Consider the following 25585-nt stretch of genomic DNA (forward strand, 5'->3'; position numbering starts at 1 on the left):
TACTATTTACGCAGATATAGCCTTTTAAAGATCGGTCCCGAGAGGCCGAAAAAGGAGAACCGAAATGCAAGGACATGACCTGTTTATCTTATTTGTGAGATGAACAGGTATTTTTTTTAATGAGGTGTTAAAATGACGTTGAAAGAGAAGGCGAAGGTCCTGGATAAAGATTCGATGGAGCGGACTATAGAACGCCTCGCCCATGAGATCATTGAGAAAGTAAAACCCATGGACAAGATCGCCGTCATCGGGATAAAATGCCGGGGCGCTTATATAGGCCAGAGGCTTGCCGGAAAGATAGAGGAAATAGGCGGCAAGAAAATCCCGGTAGGCGCGCTTGATATTACGTTATACAGAGACGACCTTACGCAGGCCTCAGAACAGCCCGTAGTTCACGCCACCGAGATAGATTTTGAGATAGACGGCAAGAAGATAATCCTGGTGGACGACGTCCTCTACACAGGCAGGACGGTAAGGTGCGCGCTCGACGCGCTTGTGGATTTCGGCCGTCCCGCCCAGATACAGCTAGCGGTCCTGGTCGACAGGGGCCACAGGGAACTGCCGATACGGGCGGATTACGTCGGGAAGAACGTGCCGACGTCGATCGACGAGGTTGTCGAGGTAAAGTTGAGCGAAGTGGATGGCAAGGATGAAGTCGTGTTGTGCGAAAAGCGAAGCGGTAAAGGCAGGTAATGGATAACAAGCTGGTCTGGACGAAGAAGGACCTTCTCGGTCTCGAGTACCTTTCAAAAGAAGAGATCGAATTTATTTTATATACCGCCCAGGGCTTTAAAGAGGTCACGACCCGCCAGATCAAAAAAGTCCCCGCGCTTCGCGGCAAGACGGTGGTCAATCTCTTCTACGAACCCTCGACGAGGACCAGGACTTCCTTTGAACTCGCCGCGAAGAGGCTTTCGGCCGACGTCGTAAACGTCGAGATAGAGGCCTCCAGCGTAAAGAAGGGCGAAACCTTAATAGACACGGGCCGGAACATAGAGGCCCTTAAGATAGACATAATCGTCGTCCGCCATAGCGCGAGCGGCGCTCCCAATATACTGGCGCGTTCGGTGAAGTCGAGCGTCGTCAATGCCGGCGACGGCTGGCACGAACATCCCACCCAGGCGCTTCTCGACATGTTCACGCTCCAATCGAAGCTAGGCTCGATCAAGGACCTGAAGGTTAGCATAATCGGCGACATCGCCCATTCACGCGTAGCCCGTTCCAATATCTGGGGCCTGACAAAACTGGGCGCGAAGGTAACCGTCTGCGCCCCGAAGCTATTGATACCCGAAGGAATAGAGAGGATGGGCGTCAACATCACCAGCGATATCGACGAAGCCCTCAAAGGGGCGGACGCGATAAACGTCCTGAGGATGCAATTCGAGAGGGACCAGGCGCTCGCCTTCCCTTCAAAGCTGGAATATTTCAAACAGTTCGGCATTACGGCCGAAAGGCTCAAGAAGTGCAAGCCTGATATAGTAGTGATGCACCCGGGCCCGATAAACCGCGGCATAGAGATGTCGAGCGAGGTCGCCGACGGAAAGAACTCGGTCATACTGGAACAGGTGACGAACGGCATAGCGGTCAGGATGGCGGCGCTGTATCTTGTAAGCCACGCCAAAGAGGTCTCCAAATGAAGTATCTCATAAAGAACGGACGCCTGATAGATCCGGCTAATTCGATCGACCAGGTATGCGATATTCTTATTGCGGACGGCCTGGTGGAAAAGATAGGCAAGGACCTGAACGGGAAAGCGGACGAGGCCATAGACGCTTCCGGCCATATCGTAGCGCCGGGATTTGTCGATATGCATACGCACCTGAGGGAGCCGGGCAGGGAGGACGAAGAGACCGTGCGCACCGGGACCCGTGCCGCGGTCAAGGGCGGGTTCACGAGCGTTGCCTGCATGCCGAATACGGAGCCGGCCATAGACGACGGCAATACCGTCCGTGCGTTGAAGGCTATAATTAAGAAGGACGCGATGTGCAACGTCTTCATCGTCGGGGCGATCACCGAGGACAGGCTGGGGAGGAGCTTAAGCGACTTCAAAGGAATGAAGGCGGAAGGCATCGTGGGGATTTCCGACGACGGATCGCCGGTTGCCGACGAGAAGGTCATGCTGGAGGCGTTGAAAGAAGCGAAGAGAGACTCGTTAATACTTATAGCGCACTGCGAAGACGTCAGGCTCTCGGCGAACGGCGTGATAAATAAGAGTTTCACGGCTACGAAGATGGGCCTGCGCGGCATATCCAGGGAATCCGAATACGAGATCGTGAAACGCGACTTAGCTCTGGCGAAGAAGGCTCAGTCGCAGATCCATATCGCGCACGTTAGCTGCGCCGAATCGGTCGATATTATACGTAAAGCGAAAAAGGACGGCGTAAGAGCGAGCGCCGAGACGGCCCCGCATTATTTTTCCCTTACGGAAGAATGCTGCGTCACTTACGACACGAACACCAAGATGAACCCGCCGCTCAGGGCCAAAGAGGATGTGGAGGCGATAAAGAGGGCCTTATCCGACGGCACCATAGACGCGATAGCCACAGATCACGCCCCGCATACGGATTCGGAGAAGGACGTGGAGTTCGACTTCGCGCCATTCGGCATAATAGGGCTCGAGACGGCGCTCGGCGTCGCGTTCATGGAGCTGGTCGAGCCGAAAACGATCTCGTGGAGCGGCCTGATAACAAAGATGTCCGTCAATCCGGCGAAGATACTGGGAATAGACAGAGGCAGCCTCGCGAAGGGGAAGGCTGCGGACATAGTGATAATAGATCCCGAAAAGGAATGGATATATAAGAAAGAGTCGATAGAATCGAAGTCGAGGAACTCGCCGTTCATAGGCTGGACGATGAGGGCAAAAGCGACGCACCTCTTCGTCGGCGGTAAGCTTGTAATGAAGGACGGCTCTATTTAAGGGTGCCTAAGATGTTTATAGCGGACCTTCATATCCATTCGAAATATTCACGCGCCACGTCGAAAGAGATGGACCTGGAGAGCCTGACGAAATGGGCAAAGATAAAAGGCGTATCGATGCTCGGCACAGGGGATTTTACCCATCCCGCCTGGCTTGCCGAATTGAAGAACAAGCTGGAAGAGGTCGAATACGGCGTTTATAAGCGCGAAGGCGTATATTTCCTGCTGACCACGGAGGTCTCCAATATATATTTTAAGGCCGGCAGGACGCGCAAGGTCCACAACATATTGATCGCTCCAAGCTTCAAGGCCGCGGATGAGATAAATTCGGCCCTGTCTGAATACGGCAGCCTCTCCTCCGACGGGCGGCCGATACTCAGCCTCGAATGCGACAAGATGGTGCGCGCTCTTTCCGGGATAGACCCGGACATAATATTCATACCGGGCCACGCATGGACGCCGCATTTCGGCATATTCGGGTCGAACTCGGGGTTCGATTCGCCGGAAGAATGCTTCGAAGGCGAACTGGGGAAGATATTCTCGATCGAGACCGGACTCTCGAGCGACCCGGCGATGAACTGGCGATGGTCAAAGCTCGACAGGTTCTGCCTCACGTCCCATTCGGATGCCCATTCGCCGTCGAAGATCGGCCGCGAGGCGAACGTATTTAAGGATAAGATAAATTATAAAGACCTTGTCGAAATATTGAAGACAAAAGATAAGACGAGATTCCTCTATACCGTGGAATTTTTTCCCGAGGAAGGGAAATACCACTGGGACGGGCACAGGAATTGCAAGGTGAGGATGCCTCCCCGGGAAGCGCTGCGTTCGAACAACCTCTGCCCTGTATGCGGAAAGAAGATCACAATAGGCGTTATGCATAGGGTCGAAGGGCTTGCCGACCGGAAAGAGGGGTATGTCGACGCCTCGAGCCCGTCGTTCAAGAGGGCGGTCGGGCTCGTCGAGATCATAGGGGACGCGCTGGGCGTCGGAGCCGCGACGCTAACAGTCGAAAGAGAGTACCTGCGGCTCATAAAGAATTTCGGGAACGAATTCAATATACTGCTGGATATGCCGGAGAGTGAGATAGCGGAAAATTTACCTCCCAGGATAGCAAAAGGGATCCTGAACGTAAGGCGCGGCAACCTCGAGATAGAGCCCGGTTATGACGGTGAATACGGCAAGGTGAAGATATTCAAAGAAGGCGATAAAGAGGCGGAGAAGCAGATGAGTTTCCTATGAAACAGCTAAAGGCAAAGATAATACAGAACGAAAAGATTGCTGAAGGTTTCTACAGGATGCGCGTGGAGTCGCCGTATCTTGCCGCGCGCGCGAGGCCGGGCCAGTTCGTGGAGGTCAGGTGTTCCGACGGTGTAGAACCGCTGCTGCGCCGTCCCCTCGGGTGCCACAGGATACTGAAGAGCGGCATCGATCTGCTGTATGAGGTGGTCGGGGAAGGGACAGGGCTCCTTTCCCGGAAAAAAGCCGGCGAGTATCTGAATGTGATAGGCCCTCTGGGGAACGGGTTCGATATATGCGGAACGAAACCGGCTATACTTGTCGCCGGAGGCGTCGGGGCCGCGCCGTTATTGGCGTTGGCGGAAAAATTAAGGGCTCAAAATATCGAAGTCAATGTATTGATAGGCGCGAGTAAAAAATCGCACGTCCTCTGCGAAAGAGAATTTAAAAAATTGGGATGCAAGGTCAGCGTTTCTACCGATGACGGCTCTGCGGGGCGCAAGGGCTTTGTAACGGATCTGCTGTCCATTTTACTTACGACTTACAACTTATCACTTACAACTATATACGCCTGCGGGCCCAACGCGATGTTGAAAGAGGTTGCGCGCATCGCCGGGAAGCGCGGCGTGCCGTGCCAGGTCTCGCTCGAAGAGCGGATGGCATGCGGCGTCGGCGTCTGCCTGGGTTGCCCTGTCAAAATAAAAAATTCGAAATTTGTATATAAGATGGTCTGCAAAGACGGGCCGATATTCGATGCCAAAGAGATAGCCTGGTAGGAAGAGAGATATATGAAATCCGATATGTCGGTAAAGATAGGAAAGCTTAAACTGAAAAATCCCGTGATGGCGGCGTCAGGGACATATGGTATGGAATACGCCGAACTATCCGGCATCGATACGTTCGGCGCCGTAGTGACGAAGACGATAACATTAAAGGGCCGCGCGGGTAACCCTCCCCCGAGGGTGGCGGAGACGGCATCAGGCATGCTCAATTCCATAGGCCTCGAGAATAAAGGATTGGAAGACTTCATTATTAATAAACTACCGCTCTACGATAGATTCAAAGGGGCCGTAATAGTAAGTATATCGGGCGACAACGAGAGTGAATTTGCGAAGCTGGCGTCGGCGCTTGGTTCTATCCGACGCGTAGACGCGCTGGAGCTTAACCTGTCGTGCCCGAATCTGATGAGGGGCGCGGAAAAAGGGACAGGCATAATCGCGCAGGACGAAAAAGCGGTATATAAGATCGTTAAAGCCGTGAGAAGGGCCGCTCCCATTACGGTCATAGCAAAACTTTCGCCTAATGTCACCGATATGGGTAATGTAGCGAGCTCGGCCGAAGCAGGCGGAGCGGATTCGATATCCCTGGTAAATACGTTCCTGGGGATGGCCGTAGATATTGATACAAAAAAGCCTAAACTCGGCAATATCACGGGCGGCTTAAGCGGTCCGGCGATAAAACCGATAGCTCTCAGGATGGTCTGGGAGGCGTACAAAGCGGTCGATATCCCGGTAATAGGTATGGGCGGGATAATGGACTGGCGCGACGCGGTTGAATTTATTATATGCGGCGCCTCTGCCGTCCAGGTGGGGACGGCCAATTTTGTCGATACGGCCGCGGCGGGCGGGATAGTTCGCGGCATTGAAAATTATTTATCGAAGAACAAAATCGGTGGTATAAAAAGATTAGCAGGAACTCTCAGGTTGGGATGAGGAGAAACGGCATGGCAATGAACGCAAGAGACGCCTTGATAGTCGCCCTCGACATGGATAGCGAAGATAAGGCAATAAAAGCTGTCGAAAAGCTGAAAAACGATGTGCGGTTCTTCAAGGTGGGGCTGGAGCTATTCTCGTCGTGCGGGCCGGACATAGTAAGGCGCATTAAAGAGGCCGGATGCGAAGTCTTCCTCGATCTTAAATTCCACGATATACCGAATACTGTAGCTAAGGCCGCCGTGTCCGCGGCAAGGCTCTCGCCGTTCATGTTCAATGTTCATGCGCTCGGCGGGTACGATATGATGAAACGGACCGCCGAAGCGGTCGCGGAAGAAGCTAAGAAGTCTCCGGCGCGCTCAAGGCCGAAAGTCCTCGCGGTCACAATATTGACGAGCATGGACGAAAACGCTTTGGCAAGTATAGGTATAAAAGATAATGTGGAAAAGGCCGTATTAAGGCTGGCGGAGACGGCAAAGTCGGCCGGTCTTGACGGCGTCGTGGCCTCGCCCGCTGAGACCGCTCTTATAAGAGAGAAACTGGGCAAAGGCTTTTTAATAGTGACGCCGGGTGTGCGGCCTGCCTGGGCGGCTGTGAACGACCAGAAGAGGATAGCCACACCTAAGGACGCTATCGGCGCGGGGGCCGATTTCATAGTGGTTGGGCGGCCGATAACGGAAGCAAGAGATCCAGGTAAAGCTGTGCGGGAAATATTGGATGAAATGATCGAAATAGATAGAAATTTATAGAAATAAGTTGTGAATTGAAAAGGTTGAGGTAATTATAATGACGGAAAAAGACGTATTGAAGATATTCGAGGACAACAACGCGCTTTTGACAGGCCACTTTAAGCTTTCAAGCGGCCTTCATAGCGAGAAATATTTGCAGTGCGCGCTCGTCCTGCAATTCCCGGAGATCGCCCAGAAGCTGTCTGAGGAGCTGGCGAAGAAGTTTTCTAATCTCGGGAAGATCGATCTTGTGGTAGGGCCGGCGCTGGGCGGAGTGACGCTGGCGTATGAGGTCGCGAGGGCGCTCGACGTAAGAGGGCTATTTACGGAGAGGCAAGAGGGCCCGCCTGCCGCGATAGAAATTCCGAGCAGTCGGGCAGGAAAGATGGTCCTTCGCAGAGGGTTTGCTATTAAAGCGGGTGAGAAGGCCCTGGTCGTGGAGGATGTCGTGACTACCGGCGGCTCGACGAAAGAGGTCATCGACGTAGTGAAGGCATGCGGGGGCGTAGTCGCGGGGGTCGGAAGCGTTATCGATAGGTCGAGCGCTCCCGTCGACTTCGGAGTGCCGTTCGCGGCGCTCGCCAGGGTGAAGGTCGAGACCTATAAAGAGGAAGCGTGCCCTCTCTGTAAAAAAGGTGTGCCGGTATACAAGCCGGGCTCGAGGAAGTAAAGCTTGTAATACCAGAACCCTCGTGATATAGTAACATAACACTAATACGAGGGTTCTGTAATGAAAGTTGAGGAAAGAAATAGGGCGCGACAATTACGCTCGAAGGGATGGTCTTTACGTGCCATAGCGTTTGAAATAAAGTGCTCTAAAAGCGTAGTAAGCAAGTGGATATCGGACATACAATTAACAGAAAAACAGATAGAAAAATTAAAGGATAATCAAGATAGGGGACGAGCAAGGGCTGCTCAACATCCCAACAGCCCAAAAAAGAAATGGGAAAGAATAAGAAATGAGATTATCGAACAGTCATCGACAGAGATGCCAACGACCTTTTCAAAAACAGAGCTTAAAATTATAGGAGCCGCCCTATATTGGGCTGAGGGATACAATGCTTCTCGAAATTATTTTTTGTTTACTAACTCTAATCCGGATATGATAAAAGTTATGATGCATTTTTTAAAAGAATGTTGCAATGTGCCGCTTAATAAAATTAAGGGGAGAGTTAATATCCACCCTCATCTGGATATTAAGAAAGCGGAAAAATTTTGGTTAAATGTTACTGGTATGCATAGATGTAACCTAAACAAACCGCTCCTGGCCGTAAGTAGAGCAAGCAAGCATAAAAAAGACACCTTACCTATGGGTACTTTTAATATAGGGATTTGTGATGTTTATTTGCTTTCAAAAGTTAAAGGGTGGATAAAAGGAATAGCCAAGGGGGCAGCTAGCTCAGTCGGTAGAGCATCCGGCTTACATCCGGAAGGTTCACAGGTTCGAGCCCTGTGCTGCCCACCAAATTTTACCAGAGTTTAACTCAAGTAAAATTTGTCCTGAGGAAGCTGAAGTTAGACTGTATGCTGACGAGGGGCTACCTTTAAAAAGACTGCAGTTGTCTGAAAGGTTTTCCTTAATGTTCCTTTCCAAAATGGATGCAAAGAGGCGCAGAAAATAGTCCTTGATGAAAGAATGGGTTTTATATATAATTAAATGCCGCGACGGTTCATTATATACAGGTATTACGACCGATCTAAATAAGCGGCTTCGGCTTCACAACGAGGGTAAGGCATCGAAATATACGCGATCCCGCAGGCCGGTCAGGCTGGCGCGTACAGAGGTCTTTAACAACGAATCTTCGGCAAGGAAGAGGGAGGCCGAGGTCAAAAGCCTTTCCCGCGCCGAGAAATTAGAATTAACAGCAAAATAGCAGTTTAAGACACAAGACTGGGGACGTAGTTCAGTTGGTTAGAACGTCAGATTGTCGATCTGAAGGTCGCGGGTTCGACCCCCGTCGTCCCCGCCATATATAGCCGAGGGTAACACCTCGGCTATCTTTTTTACGTCGGAGATCCTATTTGTCGTCGAGAAATCGTCGAGAGATAGGATTTTTTGTTTTCATGGCATTCTTGGAAATCTTGGTAATTTAGACACATTTTGTCACGCGCTGTCACGCTGCTACCCCACCGTCATTGCGAGGGCCGACCTGTCCTCCGAAGCTCGAAGAGCGAAGGAGGAAGGCCCGAAGCAATCTAATTCCCCGGGGATTGCCCCTATTTTTATAGAGGTAGCCCCATGAAAGGCTACCAATTCCTTGAAAATGACTTCTTTGAACTTTGCCAGACCCGGGAGATAGGCCATACGCCTATGCTTCTCTATATCTACCTCAGAGGCCTATTCTGCCGTTTCCAAAAGCCGATCTTTACCTGGCAGGACAAACAAACAATAAAACACCTCGGCATATCTCAAAGCACCCTCCTTAGAGCCAGGGAGTACCTCCAGACGCGGGGAATGATTAAATATGTGAGCGGCAAAGGCAGTCGGCATACCGAATATACCATGCTCGGCACCGTCCTTTTACCTATCATCAAAAAGACGACAGGGTATCGTTACGCCAAGCCCATAAGGTATCGTCAAAATGACGACACCAATAATACGAGTAAAGAAAGATTAAAGAATATAGTAGGGAATGAAATATTTAAGGGTATAACCGAAGAAGACAGGGCCTTTTTAAGGAACAAGGGGCTCTATGATTAGCCCGTGGAGCCTCATAAGGTGTCTAATATATCCCAAAACCTATATACGGGTGGATGTAATTTATGCCGCGGAAACCACCAAGGCTGTGTTAATCATATTCGACGGCCGAAAAGCATGGATACCTAAGGCCTGGATTGCGCGGCTTAAACGGACAGGAGGCAGATCTATTAAGATTAAAATATCAGATTATCACTGGGCCAAAAAATTTGCGTAGCATAGCGTTAAGAATCTAAAGCTAGTTTATCCCTTATCTATGATAGATGGTGTAAATCGTAAATAAGCACTTTATAATCTACGATACTCATAAATTACTAATAAATTACTAATATCTACTAAATTAGTAATTTACTTGACATTTTTTTATATATTATGTACACTTATAATTGCAATTAGGCACTAAATACTAACCAATTACTAATGAAAGCTAAATTAGTAACGGTATATCTTTTGTAACTAAATAGGATGAAAAAATGAAAATACCTGAAAATGCGCCAAAATTGGAATCACTAAAGCCGGGATATTTTGAAAAATTGTTTGATGTTCAAAGCTCAAAAGAAATGTCTTATATTGCTACATTGGCAAATAAGGAATATCTTTATTGGGATAAATTCAAATATCTTAATTTTCCCGAAACCGTCCCTCCAGATCTTGCCTGGATATCTCTTAAATTGACGCGAAATTCTCAAATTAAGAAAATACCGCTTCGCGATACTAATGGCCGATATTTCGGATGCTGGCTTCCGGATGAGGTGTTAAAATATTTGCATGAAATTGATCAAAAAGCAAGCGGCCAGATTCTCGTTGACGATCCAATGACTCATGCAGGCGAGAAAGAGCGATATTTAATTAATTCTATAATGGAAGAAGCTATCGCATCCAGCCAACTTGAGGGGGCAGCTATTACAAGAGAAAAAGCAAAAGAGATGCTGCGATTAGGAAAAAAGCCGGTCGACATTGCCGAACAGATGATATTAAATAATTATATTACAATAAGGGGTATAAAAAAAATTATAGACAAGCCATTATCCCGAGATCTAATTATTAAAATACAGGCCTCAATAACCAAGGATACGCTTGAGAACGCTGATGCTGTGGGACGATTTAAGAAAAAAGGTGAAGAATATCAGGTTGTTGACCAGGGCGATGGAGTAGTTTTGTTTGATCCGCCGCCGGTGGATGAGATCGACGAGCGAATACAGGCTTTATGTGATTATGCGAACGAAACAAAAAACGATACCTTTATCCATCCCGTAGTCAAAGCAACCATATTGCATTTTTGGCTTGCGTATATACATCCGTTTGTCGACGGCAATGGAAGAACGGCAAGAGCTCTATTTTATTGGCACATGTTAAAAAACAATTATTGGCTATTCGAGTATCTGTCTATTTCGCGAATATTGTACCGAACCCCGGAACAATACAAAAGAGCATTCGTCTATTCAGAAATTGACGAACAAGATATGACATACTTTTTGATGTTTAATGTGCGTGCAATCGATCTATCTATAAAAAGCCTGCATTTATATTTAGCCAAGCAACAACAAGAATTTCAGGAAACAGTCGGACTAATACGAAAATATCCCGGCTTAAATCATCGGCAATGCGATCTTTTATATCATGCAGCTTCTCATCCGCGAGCCCTGTACACTGTCAAGTTTCAACAGAACGTTCATAATGTAGCATACCAGACCGCCAGGACCGATCTTTTAGAACTTGAGAAAAAAGGGTTTTTATCAAAGATAAAAGCAAAAGGCAAGGAGTTTGTTTTTGTCCCAGCGAAAGAACTTCACTCAAAAATTAAAAACTTACTAACAAGTAGAAATTCCCATAATGGGAATAGCCCAGAAAGTGCCCACCCATGACAACTAGGGTGGCGACAAAAGAAATGAGCGGAGGAGTTAGATGAGAGGAAGAGAAGGGTTTTATGATAAAAATTGCTGATAGAGATGTAGTGCTAATGTTTGCCGCAATTCCTATCGTAGTTATAGTTATGTCGATAATTACTTTTGGATTTATTAGCCCCTTTCCTAACCCGTCCAAAATAAGCTCAGCCATTATTTTACTGTTAATAATAGTTTGGATATTTTTGTTATCGTATCTCATTATCCGCTTCATCATTTGGGCGGTAAAGACATTACGAAAGAGATGAAAAATAAGAAATTAGAGATAATGCTTATTTATCTTGCCATATTCGGCGTTCTATTGTTATTTGGATTATATGGAAGGTATATATTTGCGTTTATATTCCAAATCCCCAACTGAGAAAAAATAGGGACAGCGCTCATTTTTCGCAAAATAAATAGTCGCTGATCCTAAATAAGATGAATATGGAGTAAGCGCATGGCAAGGGATGAAGCATTGTTTTGTAGACTGGGTGATATGCATGATTTTTTGGAAAAGCAAAAGCTTGGATACAGAGCTGAGATCGAATGTTTAAATAGAGATTACATTTTAAAAGTCAGCGAACAAGATTTATGCAAAAGCCTGATAGATAAACATACCCTAGAAACGCCTGCTTTACATGATGACAAATTATATGCCCTACCCGCAAGAGACGCAAATATAGATGTAAGCGGTAGGTGTGATTATGCAATATCTAGGCGCGAGAGTCCTTATTATGTTAAAGGTACTTCTATAACAATAGCCATTCCATTTGAAGGCGATGGACAATTTTTCGAGTTCAGCCCGTCAGTCTATACATCGTATTTTCCTCGAGGGGTCATAACAGACAATGAAATTCTTCTCACATATAACGGTGTAAACATGGAACCTGCAAAAGTCAAAAGTGAATACGAAAATGACGTGAAAATAATAAAGGAACATTTGAGATCCATCTCTAACATGGTAAAGCAACACAATGGATTTATAGAATCAGAAACAAAACGGCTTGTTGCAAATCGAAAAGACAAAATATTAAAAGAGCATAATTTAGTAGCCGCTCTCGGAATACCGATAAAAAGGCGGGAAGATTCACCAGCCACTTATACTATTCCTACCGTTCGAAGAAAACCCAAAATAGAATTACCTAAGGTTGGGGGTGGTGTTTTTAAACCAGAACCCACATTAGCCGAAACCGAATATGAACATATCTTAAAAATAATACACGATATGGCATTGGTGCTCGAAAGAAGTCCACGCGTATTTATCGATATTAAAGAAGAAAACTTGCGAACACATTTCTTAGTTCAGCTTAATGGTCAGTATGAAGGAAAAGCAACAGGAGAAACATTTAATTTCAACGGAAAAACAGACATTTTAATTCGAGATGACGGAGGAAATATATTTATTGCAGAATGTAAATTCTGGACTGGAGACAAAGGATTTACGGAAACAATAGACCAACTTTTAAAATATGTAACTTGGCGCGATACCAAAACGGCAATCATTCTTTTTAATAGGAACAAAGAGCTCTCATCTGTTTTATCAAAAATACCAGAGATTGTAAAATCTCATAAATGCTTCAAGCGCGAACTTGGTAACAAAAATGAAACGTCTTTTAAGTATGTCTTTCAGCAACCTAGCGATTTGAATAGGGAATTACTTTTAACAGTAATGGTGTTTGATGTACCAACAGAATTTAAAAGCTAAAATGACCAAGCAAGTGAGTGTGTCTAATAATAAAAAATAGAGACAGCACCTATTTTTTGCAAAATAAATAGTCACTAACTCAAATTGGCAGAAAATAATATTAGGAGATAAAAAATGGAAATAAAAGAATCTGCTAAAGAAATAACTAAAAAAATGGACTTTATTTCAGGGGAAATAGCAACTTTTAAAGAAGCTCTTTGTACAATTATCGATAAAGCAAATAATACAACCGATAAAATGTTTTGGGCTTCAATAATATATTTTTTAGGCAGCCTTATTCTTTCGGGGACTATTGCTTTTGCCGCACTAGTCCAAGCGAAGATATTAAGATGATCTATGCAAAAAAGGCGAATGGTTAGAAATGAGGAACGGTGTCTATCTTTTGCAGAATAAATAGTCGCCGACCCGATTTAGGATTTTACTCAATTCCATCTAATAATTATGGCTATTAATTTTAATTCTATAAGAAATTTTATAAGGTATGGAGTAGATGTTAATAAACCTTTTTTAAAACTGTATGATATAGAAAAATTACGGCTTGATATAGAAGGGCTAAATCATAATATCAAAACGATCGATTATTATATGAGATCAGACCTTGACCCAGAGAATTTTTATTTAGAGCCAAATAAAGAGTTTTATAAAATGACATTAAATGCCCAGGCAAATGTTATGCTGAACAGAATTGGATTTTCTCAAATTGATTGCCTAGTATGTTTTAGTAAAATTAAAGGAGCGGGACTTTTTATTGAAAAGCCAATCCCGTCTTTTAATATAAATGATAAAAGCCTATCATGGTCCAATAAAAATATTTCTCTCGAAATACAAATTTCATCTGCATTTAGAAATAACCCTTTAATCATATCTGGAATTTTAGCGCATGAAATAACACATTTTTATTTTAAAAAGAAAAACTTAGGTAAATTATTCGATGCAAAAATTTCAGAAGAAAATAATTGTGACCTGTCATCATTTTTGCTTGGATTTGGTAAGTTTGTTCTTAATAGTATTGGAGAGACAGGTAGAAATAGCGCTGATGCGGCAATTAAAATAAAACATTATTTACCATGGTATTACCTTTGCTATATTTATGAAACGATAAATAGGATAAAAGCAATCTCAGAGGATATTTCGCAAAAAAATCTTACCAATAGAGCGCTGAGTATGCTGTATGAGATTAACAGATGTTTTTAGAAAATTAAGAATACCGAAAATTTTTCGCAAAATAAATAGTCGCTGACCCTAATTATTCTACATTGCCACCTCATGAAGGTATGAGAATACCTATAAGGAAAAAATAGGCGCAGTGCCCATTTTTCGCAAAATAAATAGTCGCTGACCCCCTTAAACATTTAAACATTAAAGCATTAAAGAGAAAAGAATTAGGAGGAGATATGAACAAAACGTTATTATTTATTCTGGCATTGTTTTTAGTTTTATTACCAAATGTCTGTTTTTCCCAAATAGATAGGGATATTGACAATGATGGCGTTTGGGATGCTGACAAGGGCGGAGTTGATAGAGACTTAGATAATGACGGAGTTTGGGATTCCAATCAAGGTGGCGTGGACAGAGATATTGACAATGATGGCGTTTGGGATGCTGACAAGGGCGGAGTTGATCGAGACTTAGACAACGATGGCGTGTGGGATCAATAAGAAGAGTAGAGAAATAGAACAGCGCCCATTTTTCGCAAAATAAATAGTCGCTGATCCTAATTATCTGTTAAAAAGAATTGATATGCTTAAGTCAATAGCGGGGGTGTGAGAATGGCTATAAAAGATATAAGAGATTTTACACTCGAAGAAATTGTAAATAAAGCCACGAAAGGAATGGTGCCTCAAGATACCGATAAATCTGTCTCTATGATAAGCTCCGCAGATGTTCTTAAAATTGTTGCTGATTTCAAAATTGCTCAGAAGCAGGATGAGCTAAATACAAAATTAATTCGGCTTACTAAATGGCTTGTTATATTAACTATCACACTTGTTATTTTAACGATTATTTTAACTTACAAAACCGTCAATCCATAAGCAGGGTAAATAAGAGAAATGAAACGAACTATCCTAGCAATAGTTTTTCTTTTCACCTTAGCCCTTACCAGTGCTGCTTACGAATCATCTCCTGCCCAAGTTACCGATATATCCGACCGAGCGTATGAAGGGGCGATTATAAAGCTGCTCGACAGCGCGAAGCAGTCGATAACCATATCGATGTACACCATCACGCTGGCAAGCGAGAAGCGCAATCCGATATCGATGCTTCTGAATGACCTGTTGGAGGCGCGGTCGCGCGGCGTAGCGGTAACCCTCTATCTCAATACGCGGTTCAAAGGCGATAAGGATATCCGCGGTAACCTGGAACGAAATCCCGCACTCAAGAAACTGCAGGACGCCGGATGCGTGATACACTTCATGGCGCCGAACAAACGGCTCCACGATAAGCTTATCATAGTTGACGGCCGGTACGTGGTAGAAGGCTCGACCAACTGGTCTCTCTCGGCGCTATTGGATAATTACGAGTCAGCTACATTGATAGATTCGCCGGGACTCGCGCGCGTAAAACTCATGCGGCTTCAGGCGATGGCGCTCGCCGGAGAAGAAGCTCCGGGAGCGCTCGAGATAAAGCGCTCATTATATTCGGATAAGATGCCTGCCGAAATAGGACTACCCGAAGTTCTTCTTACCGATAGGCGGTACTTCCCGAAAATGGTAACAGAGAGAGATGAGCGCGCTATGGACGCGTATCTAGTCTTGTCGGCTATCTCGGCCGCGGGTGGGGACAATGAATTTTTCGTGGATCTTGAGTCGCTGGCTGTCAGCCTGGGGCTCAAGGCAGACGCCACGGACAGCGATCTCAGGCGCCAGGCGATCCGCTGGCTGAAAGATCTCGATGAGAACTACAAACTCATAGAGGTCCGCTTCTTCCATGGCAAGGATGCTCATGTGAAACTTGTCACGCTTGAGGGGCCCCGCTTCCGGATAGGTTCGGCGATAACGCTCCCTGCGACCGACGGCAAGCTTTCGGCGCGAGTCAAGTTCATGAGAATGATTAAGGCATATCTCGATGCACGCGGCGAGGATATAAATGCAATCTCCGACTATGAGCTTGCCGGCCGGTTTTACGCCAGCCGGCGGATGTTTTGTGACGCGCGAAGGGACATGTTAAAAGGGAATATAGGGGAAAGATAAATGAGGGGAGAGTAATATGGCTGACGGAGGATTCATAATAAAGTTTAACGGAAAAGAGATTAAGCGATGTTATGCGGTGGCGTTCGATTACGATGAATGGAAATATACGGTTAATGAGAAGGAAGAAAAAGCATTGCCACAAGATGTTAAATCCATTACTATTGAGGTAGAATAGTAATAAAATGAGATCGAAATGAAGAAAACGCTTAAAGGTGATATATATTATTTTGTGGATGAATCGGGCGATCCCTGTTTCTATGATAAGAACGGCAATTATATCGTAGGACAAGAAGGGTGTTCAAAAATGCTTATGCTTGGCTTTATCCAAACGGATGAACCTAAGCATATAAGAAAGGCTCTTGACGAGGTGCGGGAGAAAATTAAGAATGATCAGTATTTAAAAGAGATCCCATCCATTGAAAAATCATTGAAACATTTCCACGCTACCGATGACTGTCCAGAGGTGAGGCAGGCAGTATATAATTGTTTGAGCACGCTTAATTTTAAGGCCCAATTCGTGGTTGCACGTAAAATCGAAGGTGTTTTTAAGAAGCACGACTGCGATGAGAATAAGTTCTACGATTCGCTCATAGAGCATTTATTCAAAAACGTTCTTCACAGAGCGGAGACGAACCACATCTATTTTTCAAAGCGCGGATCCAGCACCAGGCAAGAGCCGCTGGAAAAGGCGATTGACCGCGCCAAGAATCAGTTTGAGAAGAAGTTTTTTATTAAAGTACGCTCTAACGTTGATATTCAGTCTCAGGTTCCTACAGGGGAGCCGTGTTTACAGGTAATCGATTACATGAACTGGGCCATACAGAGAGTATTTGTAAAGGGTGAGATGAGGTACTTTAATTTTGTGAAGGATAAGGTGAGTTTTGTCTGGGATATTTATGATACGGGCAAATACCCTAAGAACTTTTATAGCAAGGCGAATGAACTTGATAGCAAAAAAACAAGCCTTCTATAGCTAGGTGGTTTCCCACACACGGCATGACGCCGGCTTTCGCTATTAGAAGACTCGAGTATTAGTATACCCTAAAATAAACGCAAGTCAAGGGCTCTCATAAAAAATAAAATAATTAAAAAAGTACTTGACAGATGCCCAAGCATATGCTATTATTTAAACGATGACAGATCAGGAGATCGTAGGGAAGATAGAGACATACCTGTCAAAGAATAATCTCCGGCAGTACGAGCTAGCAAAGCAGATAGGCGTTCCAGAATCAACGATTAATAGATGGCTGAAGAGAAAGACTAAGATTTCGAACGCCTATAGAGCTGTGTTAAAGACAAAAGGGATTATATGATTTTTTTTGGATTCAAAATTAGCATATGCCCAAGCATAAGACAATATTTTTTTGTCTAAAAAATGAGCATGTGCCAAAGCACATAACCATGGAGGTGGGAGATGACGCTTGTAACGGCAAAAGAGGTGTCGGAGAAGTATAGCATTCCCCCGGGAACGGTCTATTACTATGTCTCAAGGAACGAGATCCCGCACTATCAAATAAGGGGCAGAAGAAAATTTAACCCTGTTGAAATAGAAAATTGGATCAACCAGGGGAGATCGAGTGTCAATTCTAAAGTTTGGTAGGATATACAGTCGGAACGACAGCCCGTTCTTATGGATCTGGTACTATGATGCCAACGGGAAAAGGCACAGAGAGAGCACCGAGACAAATAATAAGAAGCTGGCAGAGGAGATACTTCATAGCAGGATTATCGAATTTCAAAGCCTGCAAAACGGCAATAAGACAGTCAGCGATATGCCGTATGCACATTTCTCAGCGGAATTTCTAAAGCACTATAAAGCGCGGTATCCCTATGAGACATTTAAATCTCACAGCAGCGCGGTCAATGAGTTCACCAAATTCTTAAACTTTGCCGGTATAAGCCGATTATCCGAGATCACGACGGCGGTAATAGATAAATATATTACATACCTGAGAGAATCAAAGGGGAATAGGGCCAATACCTGCAATAACCACCTGAAGAATATCAAAACCCAGTTCAATTTTGCGATCAGTCATAATTTAATGAGAGAGAATCCGGCCAAGAGTTGCCGGAAGGTCGAAGTAAACGACGCTAAGAAGAAGAGCGCCCTTTCGCCAGATGAATATAAGAGTTTTATGGCGATCGCGGAAAAGGAACACCCACACTACTATCCGATATACTACACCTTTATCCATACCGGCCTTAGGTTTACGGAGCTGATCAAATTAAAGTGGCAGGATATCGACTTTGAGAATAAAGTGCTATGGATCATGAAGCCCAAGTGCAAGAAGAAGCCGGATTTTGTCAGTATGCACGATAGTCTTATAAGGACTCTGGAGGATTTAAAGAAAGAGAGCGACAGCGAATATGTCTTTACCGATGAAAAAGGCGAGCCGTTTGGATTTAGGACCCGGAAGATCATACGACGGCTGAAAAACATACTAAAAACGGCCAATATTGCCAGCATAAGCACCGTTCACGAGCTCAGGCATACACATTGCAGCTACCTTTTCAATATAGGGCTCAATACGCGAGAAGTCATGGAGCAGATGAGGCATACAGAGATGAGGACCACGGAAGGGTATGCGCATATATTTAGGCCGGAAGCCAATAGGAAAATAAAGAAATTGGAGAGGTTGGATCGATGAATAGAGATTGCTTCGCTTCGCTCGCAATAACGATAGGGCACACTAAAGTGTGCCCTACAATACGATGGGATGGGATTTTGTCACGAAATTGTCACGCTGCGAAAAATTCACACCAATTTACCGACGGAGAGACCACTTCACGTCACACACCCCCGTCGTCCCCGCCAATTGGTAAAGGGAGCGCTCGATAGATAATGTCGGAAGGTACCTTCCGACGAAAAATTTATCCGCCGCCATATAAAAGTAGTAACTGGTTAAATACCAGCCCTTTAGCCGTAACAAGTTGATAACACGACTGGTTACGGCTATTTTATTTGTCTTGCGTGTTTTGAGAATTAGTAAGTTGACAGACGTCCTATTTAGCACGCTTGAAAGCATAGCTACATCATGTTCAGTGAATGCAAACGGTAATATGTAAGAATGTTTCCTTGTTTTGAACTGGTGCCAAATTGGCACCAGTTCCTTCCATTCCTCATCGGTAAGTTGAAACATAAATTCTTTAGGAGATCTCACGGGACACATTATTTAATTCAGTTGAATTAGGTATTGTGTCCCCCAAATTTAAGTGGGATGGCCCCACTAGTCAGGTCTGCACAAGCAGGAGTTACTTCGGGTCAAATATTTTTAATAGTTCTTCCGCGCAGTATATCTTCCCGCGTTCTTTATCCGTAGTTTCAGTTAGTATATTCATCGACTCTAACTTCTCTACGGCAGCCTTGGCCGTATGGAACGAGGTCTTAAGCGCCTCAGCGGTTCTTGGTATGCTTATGTATGGATTTTTTGATATAAGGTCGAGCAATTTAAACACATACATGGAAGGTCTTTTTTGCTCAACCCGTTTCCTGTAATTATCCAACAAGGCGAGTATGGCCCTTGAATTTTCGACAGCATTCTTCGACTCATCCGCTATCGCTTTTAAGAAGAATTTAATCCATCCTGGCCAGTCTCCTCTCTGGCTTACGCCAAGAAGCCTCTCGTAATACTGGCTACGATTCCTATCGAAATAAGCGCTTAAGCACAACAAAGGATATTTCAAATATTCTCTTTCGCACAAAAAAATCATGGTTAATAACCTGCCCATCCTTCCGTTGCCATCGAGAAATGGATGTATCGCTTCAAATTGATAATGCGTTACCGCGCACTGCACCAGTCCGTCGAGGGCGTCTCTATTGTGAATAAACTTTTCAAGATCGCTTAACGCATCTTTCATTGCTTCAACGGGAGGCGGTACATAGGTTGCATCATTAAGAGTGCAGCCTCCGGGACCGATCCAATTTTGACTTTTGCGGAATTCTCCCGGTGTCAAATGCTGACCTCTTACACCTTTCATGAGAATAGAGTGTATTTCTTTAATAAGGCGCAGCGATATTGGCAATGTACCGAGTCTTTTAATCCCATAATCGACGGCCTTGACATAATTGACGACTTCCAGCACATCTGTCCTGCCGGCCTCTTTTTTCTGCTCGGCCTTACGGGCTGCTTCAAAATAGAATAATTCCGAAAGAGATGTCTGGGTACCTTCTATCCTGGAACTTAGGACAGCCTCTTTCCTAACGTATGGAATAATCAAAAGCGCCGGATTGGGCAGCTGCATTCCTACACCGTTCAGATTTCCCAGATTCCGGCTTGCCTCAGACAACAATTGTACAAAACTTTCATCATAAGTAATTTTTGGAGGCAACGGATTGGGAATAAAAGCAAAGTATCCTTTTTGAGTATTGATTACTTTACCAGCCGAGCTATCCCTGAAGGCATCGTTATCCATATAAATTCCCCTTTCGTGCTATTGAAGTTGACTTCAATTGTACAAATCGTAATTGAAGAAGTCAAGCATTTTCTTCAATTAGAGCTACGCAGACCTTTAGCTACCCCGGGCCTACTTAATACTAATAATGCACTTGACTACATTAAAACTCGTGCTATACTTGTATCATGGATAAAAGATTAGTTACTCGGGAAATATTCAAGGATGTATCCGCGCACCTTAAAGAGCGTGAAGTGACGGTTGTTACCGGCGCGCGTCAGACAGGCAAGACCACGCTTCTTTTACAACTAAAAGAATGGCTCATTAATAGCTGCGGTATAAAAGAGACCCAAATATTATTTTTTAATCTGGATCTTATAAATGATTTCACAAACCTTCAGAGTCAGGGAGATTTTATTAAATATCTTCGGGAAGAGATAGCCCAGCACAAATTCCTTTATGTATTTATAGACGAGGTCCAGCGATTAACCGATCCGGGAAGATTTCTTAAAGGTATTTACGATATAAAACTCCCCGTTAAGATAATCGTCAGTGGATCATCATCGCTTGAGATAAGATCCAGGGTGTCCGAATCTTTGACCGGACGAAAGCGCATTTTCCATCTCTGGCCTTTTTCGTTCTCAGAATATATAAGCCATTACGCGCCTACTCTTACAAATCCTCTTAATAGAGATGATATGTCAGGTGTGAATAAAAGGAAGATAATAGAGCATATGCATGATTTCCTGGTCTTTGGAGGATATCCGCGGCTTGTATCGGCTAAGAATAATGAAGATCGCATGGCTATCCTGAATGAAATATACTCAAGCTATATAGAAAAGGACATTGTCGGCTTCATGAAGGTGAAGAGTCCGATAGCGTTTTCAAAAATGGTCGCGCTGCTTGGCGATCAAATAGGAGGCCTTGTAAACCTTCACGAAATAAGCGCAACTCTTGGCCTCAATTTCAGAACCGCCGAAAATTATCTTTTCGCGCTTGAGAATACATTTGTAATAAACTTGGCCCGTCCATATTTTACCAATGCGCGAAAAGAATTGACCAAGATGCCCAAGGTATATTTTGCCGATCCGGGGCTGCGCAATCTTGCCGTGAAATATTTTGCGCCATTTTCTGAAAACAGGGACAAAGGAAAGCTTCTGGAGAATTTTGTAGCCGCATCTCTAGTAAGGCAACCCCAGACGGCAGTCAATTACTGGCGCACAAAGGACAAGGCCGAAGTAGATTTTATCCTCAAGGATTACCATGGCCATATTACACCAATCGAGGTAAAGGCAGCTGAGCTTAACTCTCCGGACATTACCAAAGGCCTAAGGGCGTTTATTGATAAGTATAAACCATCAAAAGCGATCGTTGTAAACCTGTCTTTAGAAAAGAATGTAAAATTGAGCTATACCCGGGTAAATTTTATTCTCCCTTATAGTTTAGAGCATCTCCTCCAATCAAGCTCGAAATAGACCGCATCGATATTATCACAAAATAATGAAGGTACTCGGCAGGCCGGACTTTACCCGCCTATATTGACTACACCAAGGTTTATAGACGTCCTATTTAGGTACACCCTGCAGAGCAGGGTGTCACAAAGTAGGACGTCCGCAGAGTTATAAACCCCGCGCGCAGACGGCGCAAAAATAATGCTTGACAATATTAGAATATTGCAATATACTTATGCCTATGCGAAGAAGAAACGGCAACGCGGAAATAGCGGACATGGCTTTCGCGCTTAAGAGCATCGCCCACCGGGATCGCCTGAAGATATTGATGCTCCTGGCCTGCAGGAAAGAGCTCTCCGTCTCAGAACTGCAAAAAGGGGTGGGGCTCACTCAGTCGATGACAAGCCAGCACCTCTTGGCCATGAAGGCGCGGGGAGTGCTCTTGTCCGAGAAGCGGGATAACAGGGTATTCTATTCGATACGGAATAAAAATGTCCTGAAGGTCATGGCGTGCATGAAGAAGTGCGCCGGGAAAGAGGGGATATGAGAGGGATCATCGGTTTTTCAATGCGGCGGCCGAAACTCGTCATAGCGGCCACAGCGGTTTTGACATTGCTGGCCGCGGCGCAGTTCCTTAAGGTCAAGATCGACACGGATCCCGAGAACATGCTTCCGGAGAAGGAGTTCGTCCGCGTATTTCATAAAGAGATAAAGAAAGAATTCGTCCTCTACGACCATGTCGTGCTCGGCATAGTGAATGAACAGGACAGCCGCGGCGTCTTTAATCCGCGGACATTGGATAAGATATACCGTATTTCAGAGTACGCGAAGAGCCTGGACGGCGTTATAGCCTATGAGCTCATCAGCCCGACCACTAAGGATGATATCGAGCAAGCGGGGCCCGGGACCGTCAGTTTCAAATGGCTTATGAAAGAACCGCCGTATAAGGAAGAAGACGCCGCTAAGATAGGAGCCAGGGCCATGGAGAACCCGCTCTTCTATAATACGGTCGTATCGCAAGACGGGAAAGCGCTCTGCATTTACGTCCCGATAAAGTCAAAAGATCTCAGTTATGCCGTATCGAAGAAGATACGCTCCTTCGTTTCGGGCTTTAAAGGCGGCGAAAAATATTACATGACCGGGCTGCCGCTCGCCGAGGACGCTTTTGGCCGGGAGATGTTCGTCCAGATGGCCGTCTCGGCCCCCGCGGCGATGCTTATCATATTTCTTCTGCTGCTCCTCTTCTTCAGGAATATACAGCTTGTAATCGCGCCCATGATACTGGCCGGCGTTGTGGTCGTCATGACGATGGGGCTCCTGGTAGGGATGGGGTTTCCCATACACATCATGAGCTCGATGATACCGATATTTCTCATGCCTATAGCGGTCCTTGATTCGGTCCACATTTTGAGCGAATTCTCCGATAAGTTCAAGAAATATAACGACAAGGCAAAGACCATCGCCGCCGTAATGAACGGGCTCTTCAGCGCGATGCTCTTTACGTCGCTGACGACGGTAGCGGGGTTCTTCTCGTTGTCCTTCGCCCCGATACCGCCAATACAGGTCTTCGGCATATTTGTCGCGATCGGAGTCGCTATCGCCTGGATCCTGACGATGACGTTCATCCCCGCGTTCATAACGTTGCTCGATCCGTCGCGGTTTAAAGGGTACGGAGAGACGGAGAAACAGATGGAGGGCGGCATTACCAATAAGATACTATCGCTGTTTGAAGATACGGCGGTGAAGCGCTGGAAGGCCGTTCTCGCGGTCACGGGGGCCGTGATCGCCGTCTCGATATGGGGGATAACCCGGATAGAAATTAACGACAACCCCGTCAAATGGTTTACCGCTAAACATCCGATACGCCTTGCCGATACCGTCCTCAACCGGCATTTCGGCGGCACCTATACCGCGTATCTTATCCTCGAGGCGCGCGATAAGTCCGGCGAGGTCTTTAAGGAACCGCGGATGCTTGAGTACATAGAAAAGCTGCAGCAATACCTTTACCGGAAAGGCGACGTCGGCAAGTCGACGTCTCTGGCCGATGTGACAAAGAAGGTCTATTACGAGCTCCTCGGAGGGGACAAGAGCCGGGCGTCGATACCTCCGACCAAAGAGGCGGTAGCGCAGTGCCTGATATCGTACGAGAACTCACATAAGCCCGACGATCTCTGGCATTTTGTGACCCCCGATTACGGGAAACTGAACCTGTGGCTGCAGCTAAGATCCGGTGATAACAGGGATATGACGCGCGTCGTCAGGCAGGTCGAGGAGTTTTTTAGGAGCAACCCGCCGCCGTACCCGCTTCAGTATAACTGGTCGGGCCTTACCTATATAAATATGATATGGCAGGACCGCATGGTAGTCGGCATGCTCTTCAACTTCATCGGGAGTTTTGTCATAGTGCTCTTCATGATGATAGTGCTCTTTAAATCTCCGGTCAAGGGCCTGATATCGATGGTCCCTATGACCGTGACGGTCCTCTTCATCTACGCCACGCTTGGCTTTACGGGCAGGAATTACGACATGCCTGTAGCGGTGCTCTCCGCGCTTACGCTCGGTCTTTCGATCGACTTCGCTATCCATTTTCTGCAGCATTCCGTAGAATATTACGAAAAGAATCCGGATTGGCTCGCGGTCTCCCGTAAGATGTCCGGCGGCCCGGGCAGGGCCCTCATGCGCAACGCCCTGGTTATCGCCATCGGGTTTTTACCCCTCTTGTTATCGCCGCTCGTACCCTATAATACGGTGGGCATATTCATGTTCCTGATCATGCTTGCATCGAGCGTCGCGACGATGATAATACTGCCGGCCATAATAACAGCGATGCCGGCGCTGATGCTTGGAAAACCGAAAAAACGAGGAGAACGGTCATGAAGAAGATACTGTATCCGCTCTGCGCGGCGGCCGCCCTGATGGCGGCGGGGCCGCTTAATGCGGAAATAACGGCCGGGGAGATCGTAAAGAACGCCAACCACGCGGCGTATTACGAAGGCAAAGACGGCAGGGCGAAGGCGAGGATGGTCATCACCGATTCCCAGGGCAGGACGCGGGAGCGGGTCATTACAATACTTAAACTCAATATAGCGGACGGCGGCGAACAGAAGTATTACGTCTATTTCCACAAACCGAGCGACGTTAAGAATATGAGCTACCTGGTCTGGAAATACATAGGAAGAGACGACGACAGGTGGCTCTATCTGCCGGCGCTCGATCTGGTGCGCAGGGTGGCGGCGAGCGATAAACGGTCGAGTTTCGCGGGGACGAACTTCCGGTATGAGGATATCTCAGGCAGGAATCCGGATGAGGATGACCATGAGCTTGTCGGCTCGGGAGGGGATTTCTATGAATTGAAGAACACGCCGAAGAATCCCGGCTCTGTCGAGTTCGCGTACTATACCGCGCGCATCGACAAGAAGAACTTCATTCCGATGAAGGCCGATTATTATGACAAGTCCGGCAAGGTCTACCGGATCGTCGAGGCCCTCGAGGTCAAGGAGATAGAGGGGCATCCGACAATAACGAAGATGAAAGCCTCGGACCTCAACTCCAACTCCTCGACTGTTACGGAATTCACGGATATTAAGTACGATGTAGGGCTGAATGACGGGATATTCACGGAGCGGTATCTGCGCAGGGCTCCGTCGCAATGGATCGGGCAGTAGGG

General features: G+C 45.9%; 27 protein-coding genes and 2 tRNA genes. 27 read left to right on the top strand and 2 right to left on the bottom strand.

Going from position 1 to position 25585, the window contains the following annotated elements; all coding sequences use genetic code 11:
* Positions 1-132: 132 nt before the first annotated feature.
* The 23 genes from pyrR to WC592_00340 all read left to right on the top strand — a co-directional run bounded on the left by pyrR (position 133) and on the right by WC592_00340 (position 18723).
* Positions 133-693 (top strand): bifunctional pyr operon transcriptional regulator/uracil phosphoribosyltransferase PyrR, encoded by a 561-nt coding sequence (gene pyrR / locus WC592_00230; GenBank protein MFA4980887.1) that lies wholly within the window; start codon positions 133-135, stop codon positions 691-693.
* Positions 693-1637 (top strand): aspartate carbamoyltransferase catalytic subunit, encoded by a 945-nt coding sequence (locus tag WC592_00235; GenBank protein ID MFA4980888.1) that lies wholly within the window; start codon positions 693-695, stop codon positions 1635-1637. Before pyrR ends, WC592_00235 begins: the two co-directional genes overlap by 1 nt.
* A complete protein-coding gene (locus tag WC592_00240; protein MFA4980889.1) occupies positions 1634-2917 on the top strand; it encodes a dihydroorotase in 1284 nt (427 codons plus the stop codon). The genes WC592_00235 and WC592_00240 overlap by 4 nt, the downstream gene beginning before the upstream one ends.
* 11 nt (positions 2918-2928) lie before the next feature.
* Positions 2929-4158, top strand: a complete 1230-nt coding sequence (locus tag WC592_00245; GenBank protein MFA4980890.1) for an endonuclease Q family protein — start codon at positions 2929-2931, stop codon at positions 4156-4158.
* On the top strand, positions 4155-4931 hold the full coding sequence (locus tag WC592_00250) for a dihydroorotate dehydrogenase electron transfer subunit (GenBank protein MFA4980891.1): 777 nt from the start codon (positions 4155-4157) through the stop codon (positions 4929-4931). Before WC592_00245 ends, WC592_00250 begins: the two co-directional genes overlap by 4 nt.
* Positions 4932-4943: 12 nt before the next feature.
* Positions 4944-5867, top strand: coding sequence for a dihydroorotate dehydrogenase (locus tag WC592_00255; GenBank protein MFA4980892.1), 924 nt, complete (start codon positions 4944-4946; stop codon positions 5865-5867).
* 11 nt (positions 5868-5878) lie between these two features.
* Complete coding sequence (gene pyrF / locus WC592_00260) at positions 5879-6616, top strand: orotidine-5'-phosphate decarboxylase (GenBank protein MFA4980893.1); 738 nt, start codon at positions 5879-5881, stop codon at positions 6614-6616.
* A 37-nt stretch (positions 6617-6653) separates the two neighbouring features.
* The gene (gene pyrE / locus WC592_00265; protein MFA4980894.1) at positions 6654-7265 is read left to right on the top strand and encodes an orotate phosphoribosyltransferase; all 612 of its coding nucleotides are present in this window, start codon (positions 6654-6656) and stop codon (positions 7263-7265) included.
* Positions 7266-7983: 718 nt separating this feature from the next.
* Positions 7984-8060: transfer RNA gene (locus tag WC592_00270), tRNA-Val, on the top strand.
* A gap of 163 nt (positions 8061-8223) precedes the next feature.
* Complete coding sequence (locus WC592_00275; protein ID MFA4980895.1) at positions 8224-8469, top strand: GIY-YIG nuclease family protein; 246 nt, start codon at positions 8224-8226, stop codon at positions 8467-8469.
* Positions 8470-8488: 19 nt separating this feature from the next.
* Positions 8489-8565, top strand: a tRNA-Asp gene (locus tag WC592_00280).
* Between the two features lie 269 nt (positions 8566-8834).
* Entirely contained in the window at positions 8835-9296 is a 462-nt protein-coding gene (locus tag WC592_00285; GenBank protein MFA4980896.1) for a hypothetical protein, read from the top strand.
* Between the two features lie 470 nt (positions 9297-9766).
* Positions 9767-11158: a Fic family protein gene (locus tag WC592_00290; GenBank protein MFA4980897.1), complete on the top strand. Its 1392-nt coding sequence runs from the start codon at positions 9767-9769 to the stop codon at positions 11156-11158.
* Positions 11159-11636: 478 nt separating this feature from the next.
* Positions 11637-12884, top strand: a complete 1248-nt coding sequence (locus WC592_00295; GenBank protein ID MFA4980898.1) for a hypothetical protein — start codon at positions 11637-11639, stop codon at positions 12882-12884.
* 114 nt (positions 12885-12998) lie between these two features.
* Complete coding sequence (locus WC592_00300; protein MFA4980899.1) at positions 12999-13217, top strand: hypothetical protein; 219 nt, start codon at positions 12999-13001, stop codon at positions 13215-13217.
* A 108-nt stretch (positions 13218-13325) separates the two neighbouring features.
* On the top strand, positions 13326-14078 hold the full coding sequence (locus tag WC592_00305) for a hypothetical protein (protein MFA4980900.1): 753 nt from the start codon (positions 13326-13328) through the stop codon (positions 14076-14078).
* A gap of 200 nt (positions 14079-14278) precedes the next feature.
* Positions 14279-14542 carry a hydrolase gene (locus tag WC592_00310; protein MFA4980901.1) on the top strand — a complete coding sequence of 88 codons (264 nt, stop codon included), beginning with the start codon at positions 14279-14281 and terminating at the stop codon, positions 14540-14542.
* 111 nt (positions 14543-14653) lie between these two features.
* Complete coding sequence (locus tag WC592_00315; GenBank protein ID MFA4980902.1) at positions 14654-14917, top strand: hypothetical protein; 264 nt, start codon at positions 14654-14656, stop codon at positions 14915-14917.
* Between the two features lie 18 nt (positions 14918-14935).
* Positions 14936-16075, top strand: a complete 1140-nt coding sequence (locus WC592_00320; GenBank protein ID MFA4980903.1) for a phospholipase D-like domain-containing protein — start codon at positions 14936-14938, stop codon at positions 16073-16075.
* A 16-nt stretch (positions 16076-16091) separates the two neighbouring features.
* Positions 16092-16250, top strand: a complete 159-nt coding sequence (locus WC592_00325; protein MFA4980904.1) for a hypothetical protein — start codon at positions 16092-16094, stop codon at positions 16248-16250.
* 18 nt (positions 16251-16268) lie between these two features.
* Positions 16269-17048, top strand: a complete 780-nt coding sequence (locus WC592_00330) for a DUF3800 domain-containing protein (GenBank protein MFA4980905.1) — start codon at positions 16269-16271, stop codon at positions 17046-17048.
* Between the two features lie 160 nt (positions 17049-17208).
* On the top strand, positions 17209-17388 hold the full coding sequence (locus WC592_00335; GenBank protein ID MFA4980906.1) for a helix-turn-helix transcriptional regulator: 180 nt from the start codon (positions 17209-17211) through the stop codon (positions 17386-17388).
* Between the two features lie 264 nt (positions 17389-17652).
* On the top strand, positions 17653-18723 hold the full coding sequence (locus tag WC592_00340) for a site-specific integrase (protein ID MFA4980907.1): 1071 nt from the start codon (positions 17653-17655) through the stop codon (positions 18721-18723).
* A 117-nt stretch (positions 18724-18840) separates the two neighbouring features.
* On the opposite strand, the gene WC592_00345 is transcribed toward WC592_00340, so the two are convergent.
* Positions 18841-19245: an ORF6N domain-containing protein gene (locus WC592_00345; protein ID MFA4980908.1), complete on the bottom strand. Its 405-nt coding sequence runs from the start codon at positions 19243-19245 to the stop codon at positions 18841-18843.
* Positions 19246-19327: 82 nt separating this feature from the next.
* Complete coding sequence (locus WC592_00350) at positions 19328-20488, bottom strand: Fic family protein (GenBank protein MFA4980909.1); 1161 nt, start codon at positions 20486-20488, stop codon at positions 19328-19330.
* A gap of 167 nt (positions 20489-20655) precedes the next feature.
* Between WC592_00350 and WC592_00355 the strand changes: the two genes are divergently transcribed.
* The 4 genes from WC592_00355 (at position 20656) to WC592_00370 (ending at position 25583) form a co-directional block, all read left to right on the top strand.
* On the top strand, positions 20656-21942 hold the full coding sequence (locus WC592_00355) for an ATP-binding protein (GenBank protein MFA4980910.1): 1287 nt from the start codon (positions 20656-20658) through the stop codon (positions 21940-21942).
* Positions 21943-22159: 217 nt separating this feature from the next.
* Entirely contained in the window at positions 22160-22465 is a 306-nt protein-coding gene (locus WC592_00360; GenBank protein MFA4980911.1) for a metalloregulator ArsR/SmtB family transcription factor, read from the top strand.
* Complete coding sequence (locus WC592_00365; GenBank protein ID MFA4980912.1) at positions 22462-24795, top strand: MMPL family transporter; 2334 nt, start codon at positions 22462-22464, stop codon at positions 24793-24795. The genes WC592_00360 and WC592_00365 overlap by 4 nt, the downstream gene beginning before the upstream one ends.
* Positions 24792-25583, top strand: coding sequence for an outer membrane lipoprotein-sorting protein (locus tag WC592_00370; GenBank protein MFA4980913.1), 792 nt, complete (start codon positions 24792-24794; stop codon positions 25581-25583). The genes WC592_00365 and WC592_00370 overlap by 4 nt, the downstream gene beginning before the upstream one ends.
* Positions 25584-25585: the final 2 nt, after the last annotated feature.

Source organism: Candidatus Omnitrophota bacterium, assembly GCA_041648975.1.
GTDB lineage: Bacteria > Omnitrophota > Gorgyraeia > 2-01-FULL-45-10 > 2-01-FULL-45-10 > JAQUSE01.

Excerpts from the sequence above, each read along its gene's own strand:
- pyrR (MFA4980887.1), top strand. The coding sequence starts at position 133 with ATGACGTTGAAAGAGAAGGCGAAGGTCCTGGATAAAGATTCGATGGAG.
- WC592_00235 (MFA4980888.1), top strand. The coding sequence starts at position 693 with ATGGATAACAAGCTGGTCTGGACGAAGAAGGACCTTCTCGGTCTCGAG.
- WC592_00240 (MFA4980889.1), top strand. The coding sequence starts at position 1,634 with ATGAAGTATCTCATAAAGAACGGACGCCTGATAGATCCGGCTAATTCG.
- WC592_00245 (MFA4980890.1), top strand. The coding sequence starts at position 2,929 with ATGTTTATAGCGGACCTTCATATCCATTCGAAATATTCACGCGCCACG.
- WC592_00250 (MFA4980891.1), top strand. The coding sequence starts at position 4,155 with ATGAAACAGCTAAAGGCAAAGATAATACAGAACGAAAAGATTGCTGAA.
- WC592_00255 (MFA4980892.1), top strand. The coding sequence starts at position 4,944 with ATGAAATCCGATATGTCGGTAAAGATAGGAAAGCTTAAACTGAAAAAT.
- pyrF (MFA4980893.1), top strand. The coding sequence starts at position 5,879 with ATGGCAATGAACGCAAGAGACGCCTTGATAGTCGCCCTCGACATGGAT.
- pyrE (MFA4980894.1), top strand. The coding sequence starts at position 6,654 with ATGACGGAAAAAGACGTATTGAAGATATTCGAGGACAACAACGCGCTT.
- WC592_00275 (MFA4980895.1), top strand. The coding sequence starts at position 8,224 with ATGAAAGAATGGGTTTTATATATAATTAAATGCCGCGACGGTTCATTA.
- WC592_00285 (MFA4980896.1), top strand. The coding sequence starts at position 8,835 with ATGAAAGGCTACCAATTCCTTGAAAATGACTTCTTTGAACTTTGCCAG.
- WC592_00290 (MFA4980897.1), top strand. The coding sequence starts at position 9,767 with ATGAAAATACCTGAAAATGCGCCAAAATTGGAATCACTAAAGCCGGGA.
- WC592_00295 (MFA4980898.1), top strand. The coding sequence starts at position 11,637 with ATGGCAAGGGATGAAGCATTGTTTTGTAGACTGGGTGATATGCATGAT.
- WC592_00300 (MFA4980899.1), top strand. The coding sequence starts at position 12,999 with ATGGAAATAAAAGAATCTGCTAAAGAAATAACTAAAAAAATGGACTTT.
- WC592_00305 (MFA4980900.1), top strand. The coding sequence starts at position 13,326 with ATGGCTATTAATTTTAATTCTATAAGAAATTTTATAAGGTATGGAGTA.
- WC592_00310 (MFA4980901.1), top strand. The coding sequence starts at position 14,279 with ATGAACAAAACGTTATTATTTATTCTGGCATTGTTTTTAGTTTTATTA.
- WC592_00315 (MFA4980902.1), top strand. The coding sequence starts at position 14,654 with ATGGCTATAAAAGATATAAGAGATTTTACACTCGAAGAAATTGTAAAT.
- WC592_00320 (MFA4980903.1), top strand. The coding sequence starts at position 14,936 with ATGAAACGAACTATCCTAGCAATAGTTTTTCTTTTCACCTTAGCCCTT.
- WC592_00325 (MFA4980904.1), top strand. The coding sequence starts at position 16,092 with ATGGCTGACGGAGGATTCATAATAAAGTTTAACGGAAAAGAGATTAAG.
- WC592_00330 (MFA4980905.1), top strand. The coding sequence starts at position 16,269 with ATGAAGAAAACGCTTAAAGGTGATATATATTATTTTGTGGATGAATCG.
- WC592_00335 (MFA4980906.1), top strand. The coding sequence starts at position 17,209 with ATGACAGATCAGGAGATCGTAGGGAAGATAGAGACATACCTGTCAAAG.
- WC592_00345 (MFA4980908.1), bottom strand. The coding sequence starts at position 19,245 with ATGTGTCCCGTGAGATCTCCTAAAGAATTTATGTTTCAACTTACCGAT.
- WC592_00350 (MFA4980909.1), bottom strand. The coding sequence starts at position 20,488 with ATGGATAACGATGCCTTCAGGGATAGCTCGGCTGGTAAAGTAATCAAT.
- WC592_00355 (MFA4980910.1), top strand. The coding sequence starts at position 20,656 with ATGGATAAAAGATTAGTTACTCGGGAAATATTCAAGGATGTATCCGCG.
- WC592_00360 (MFA4980911.1), top strand. The coding sequence starts at position 22,160 with ATGCGAAGAAGAAACGGCAACGCGGAAATAGCGGACATGGCTTTCGCG.
- WC592_00365 (MFA4980912.1), top strand. The coding sequence starts at position 22,462 with ATGAGAGGGATCATCGGTTTTTCAATGCGGCGGCCGAAACTCGTCATA.
- WC592_00370 (MFA4980913.1), top strand. The coding sequence starts at position 24,792 with ATGAAGAAGATACTGTATCCGCTCTGCGCGGCGGCCGCCCTGATGGCG.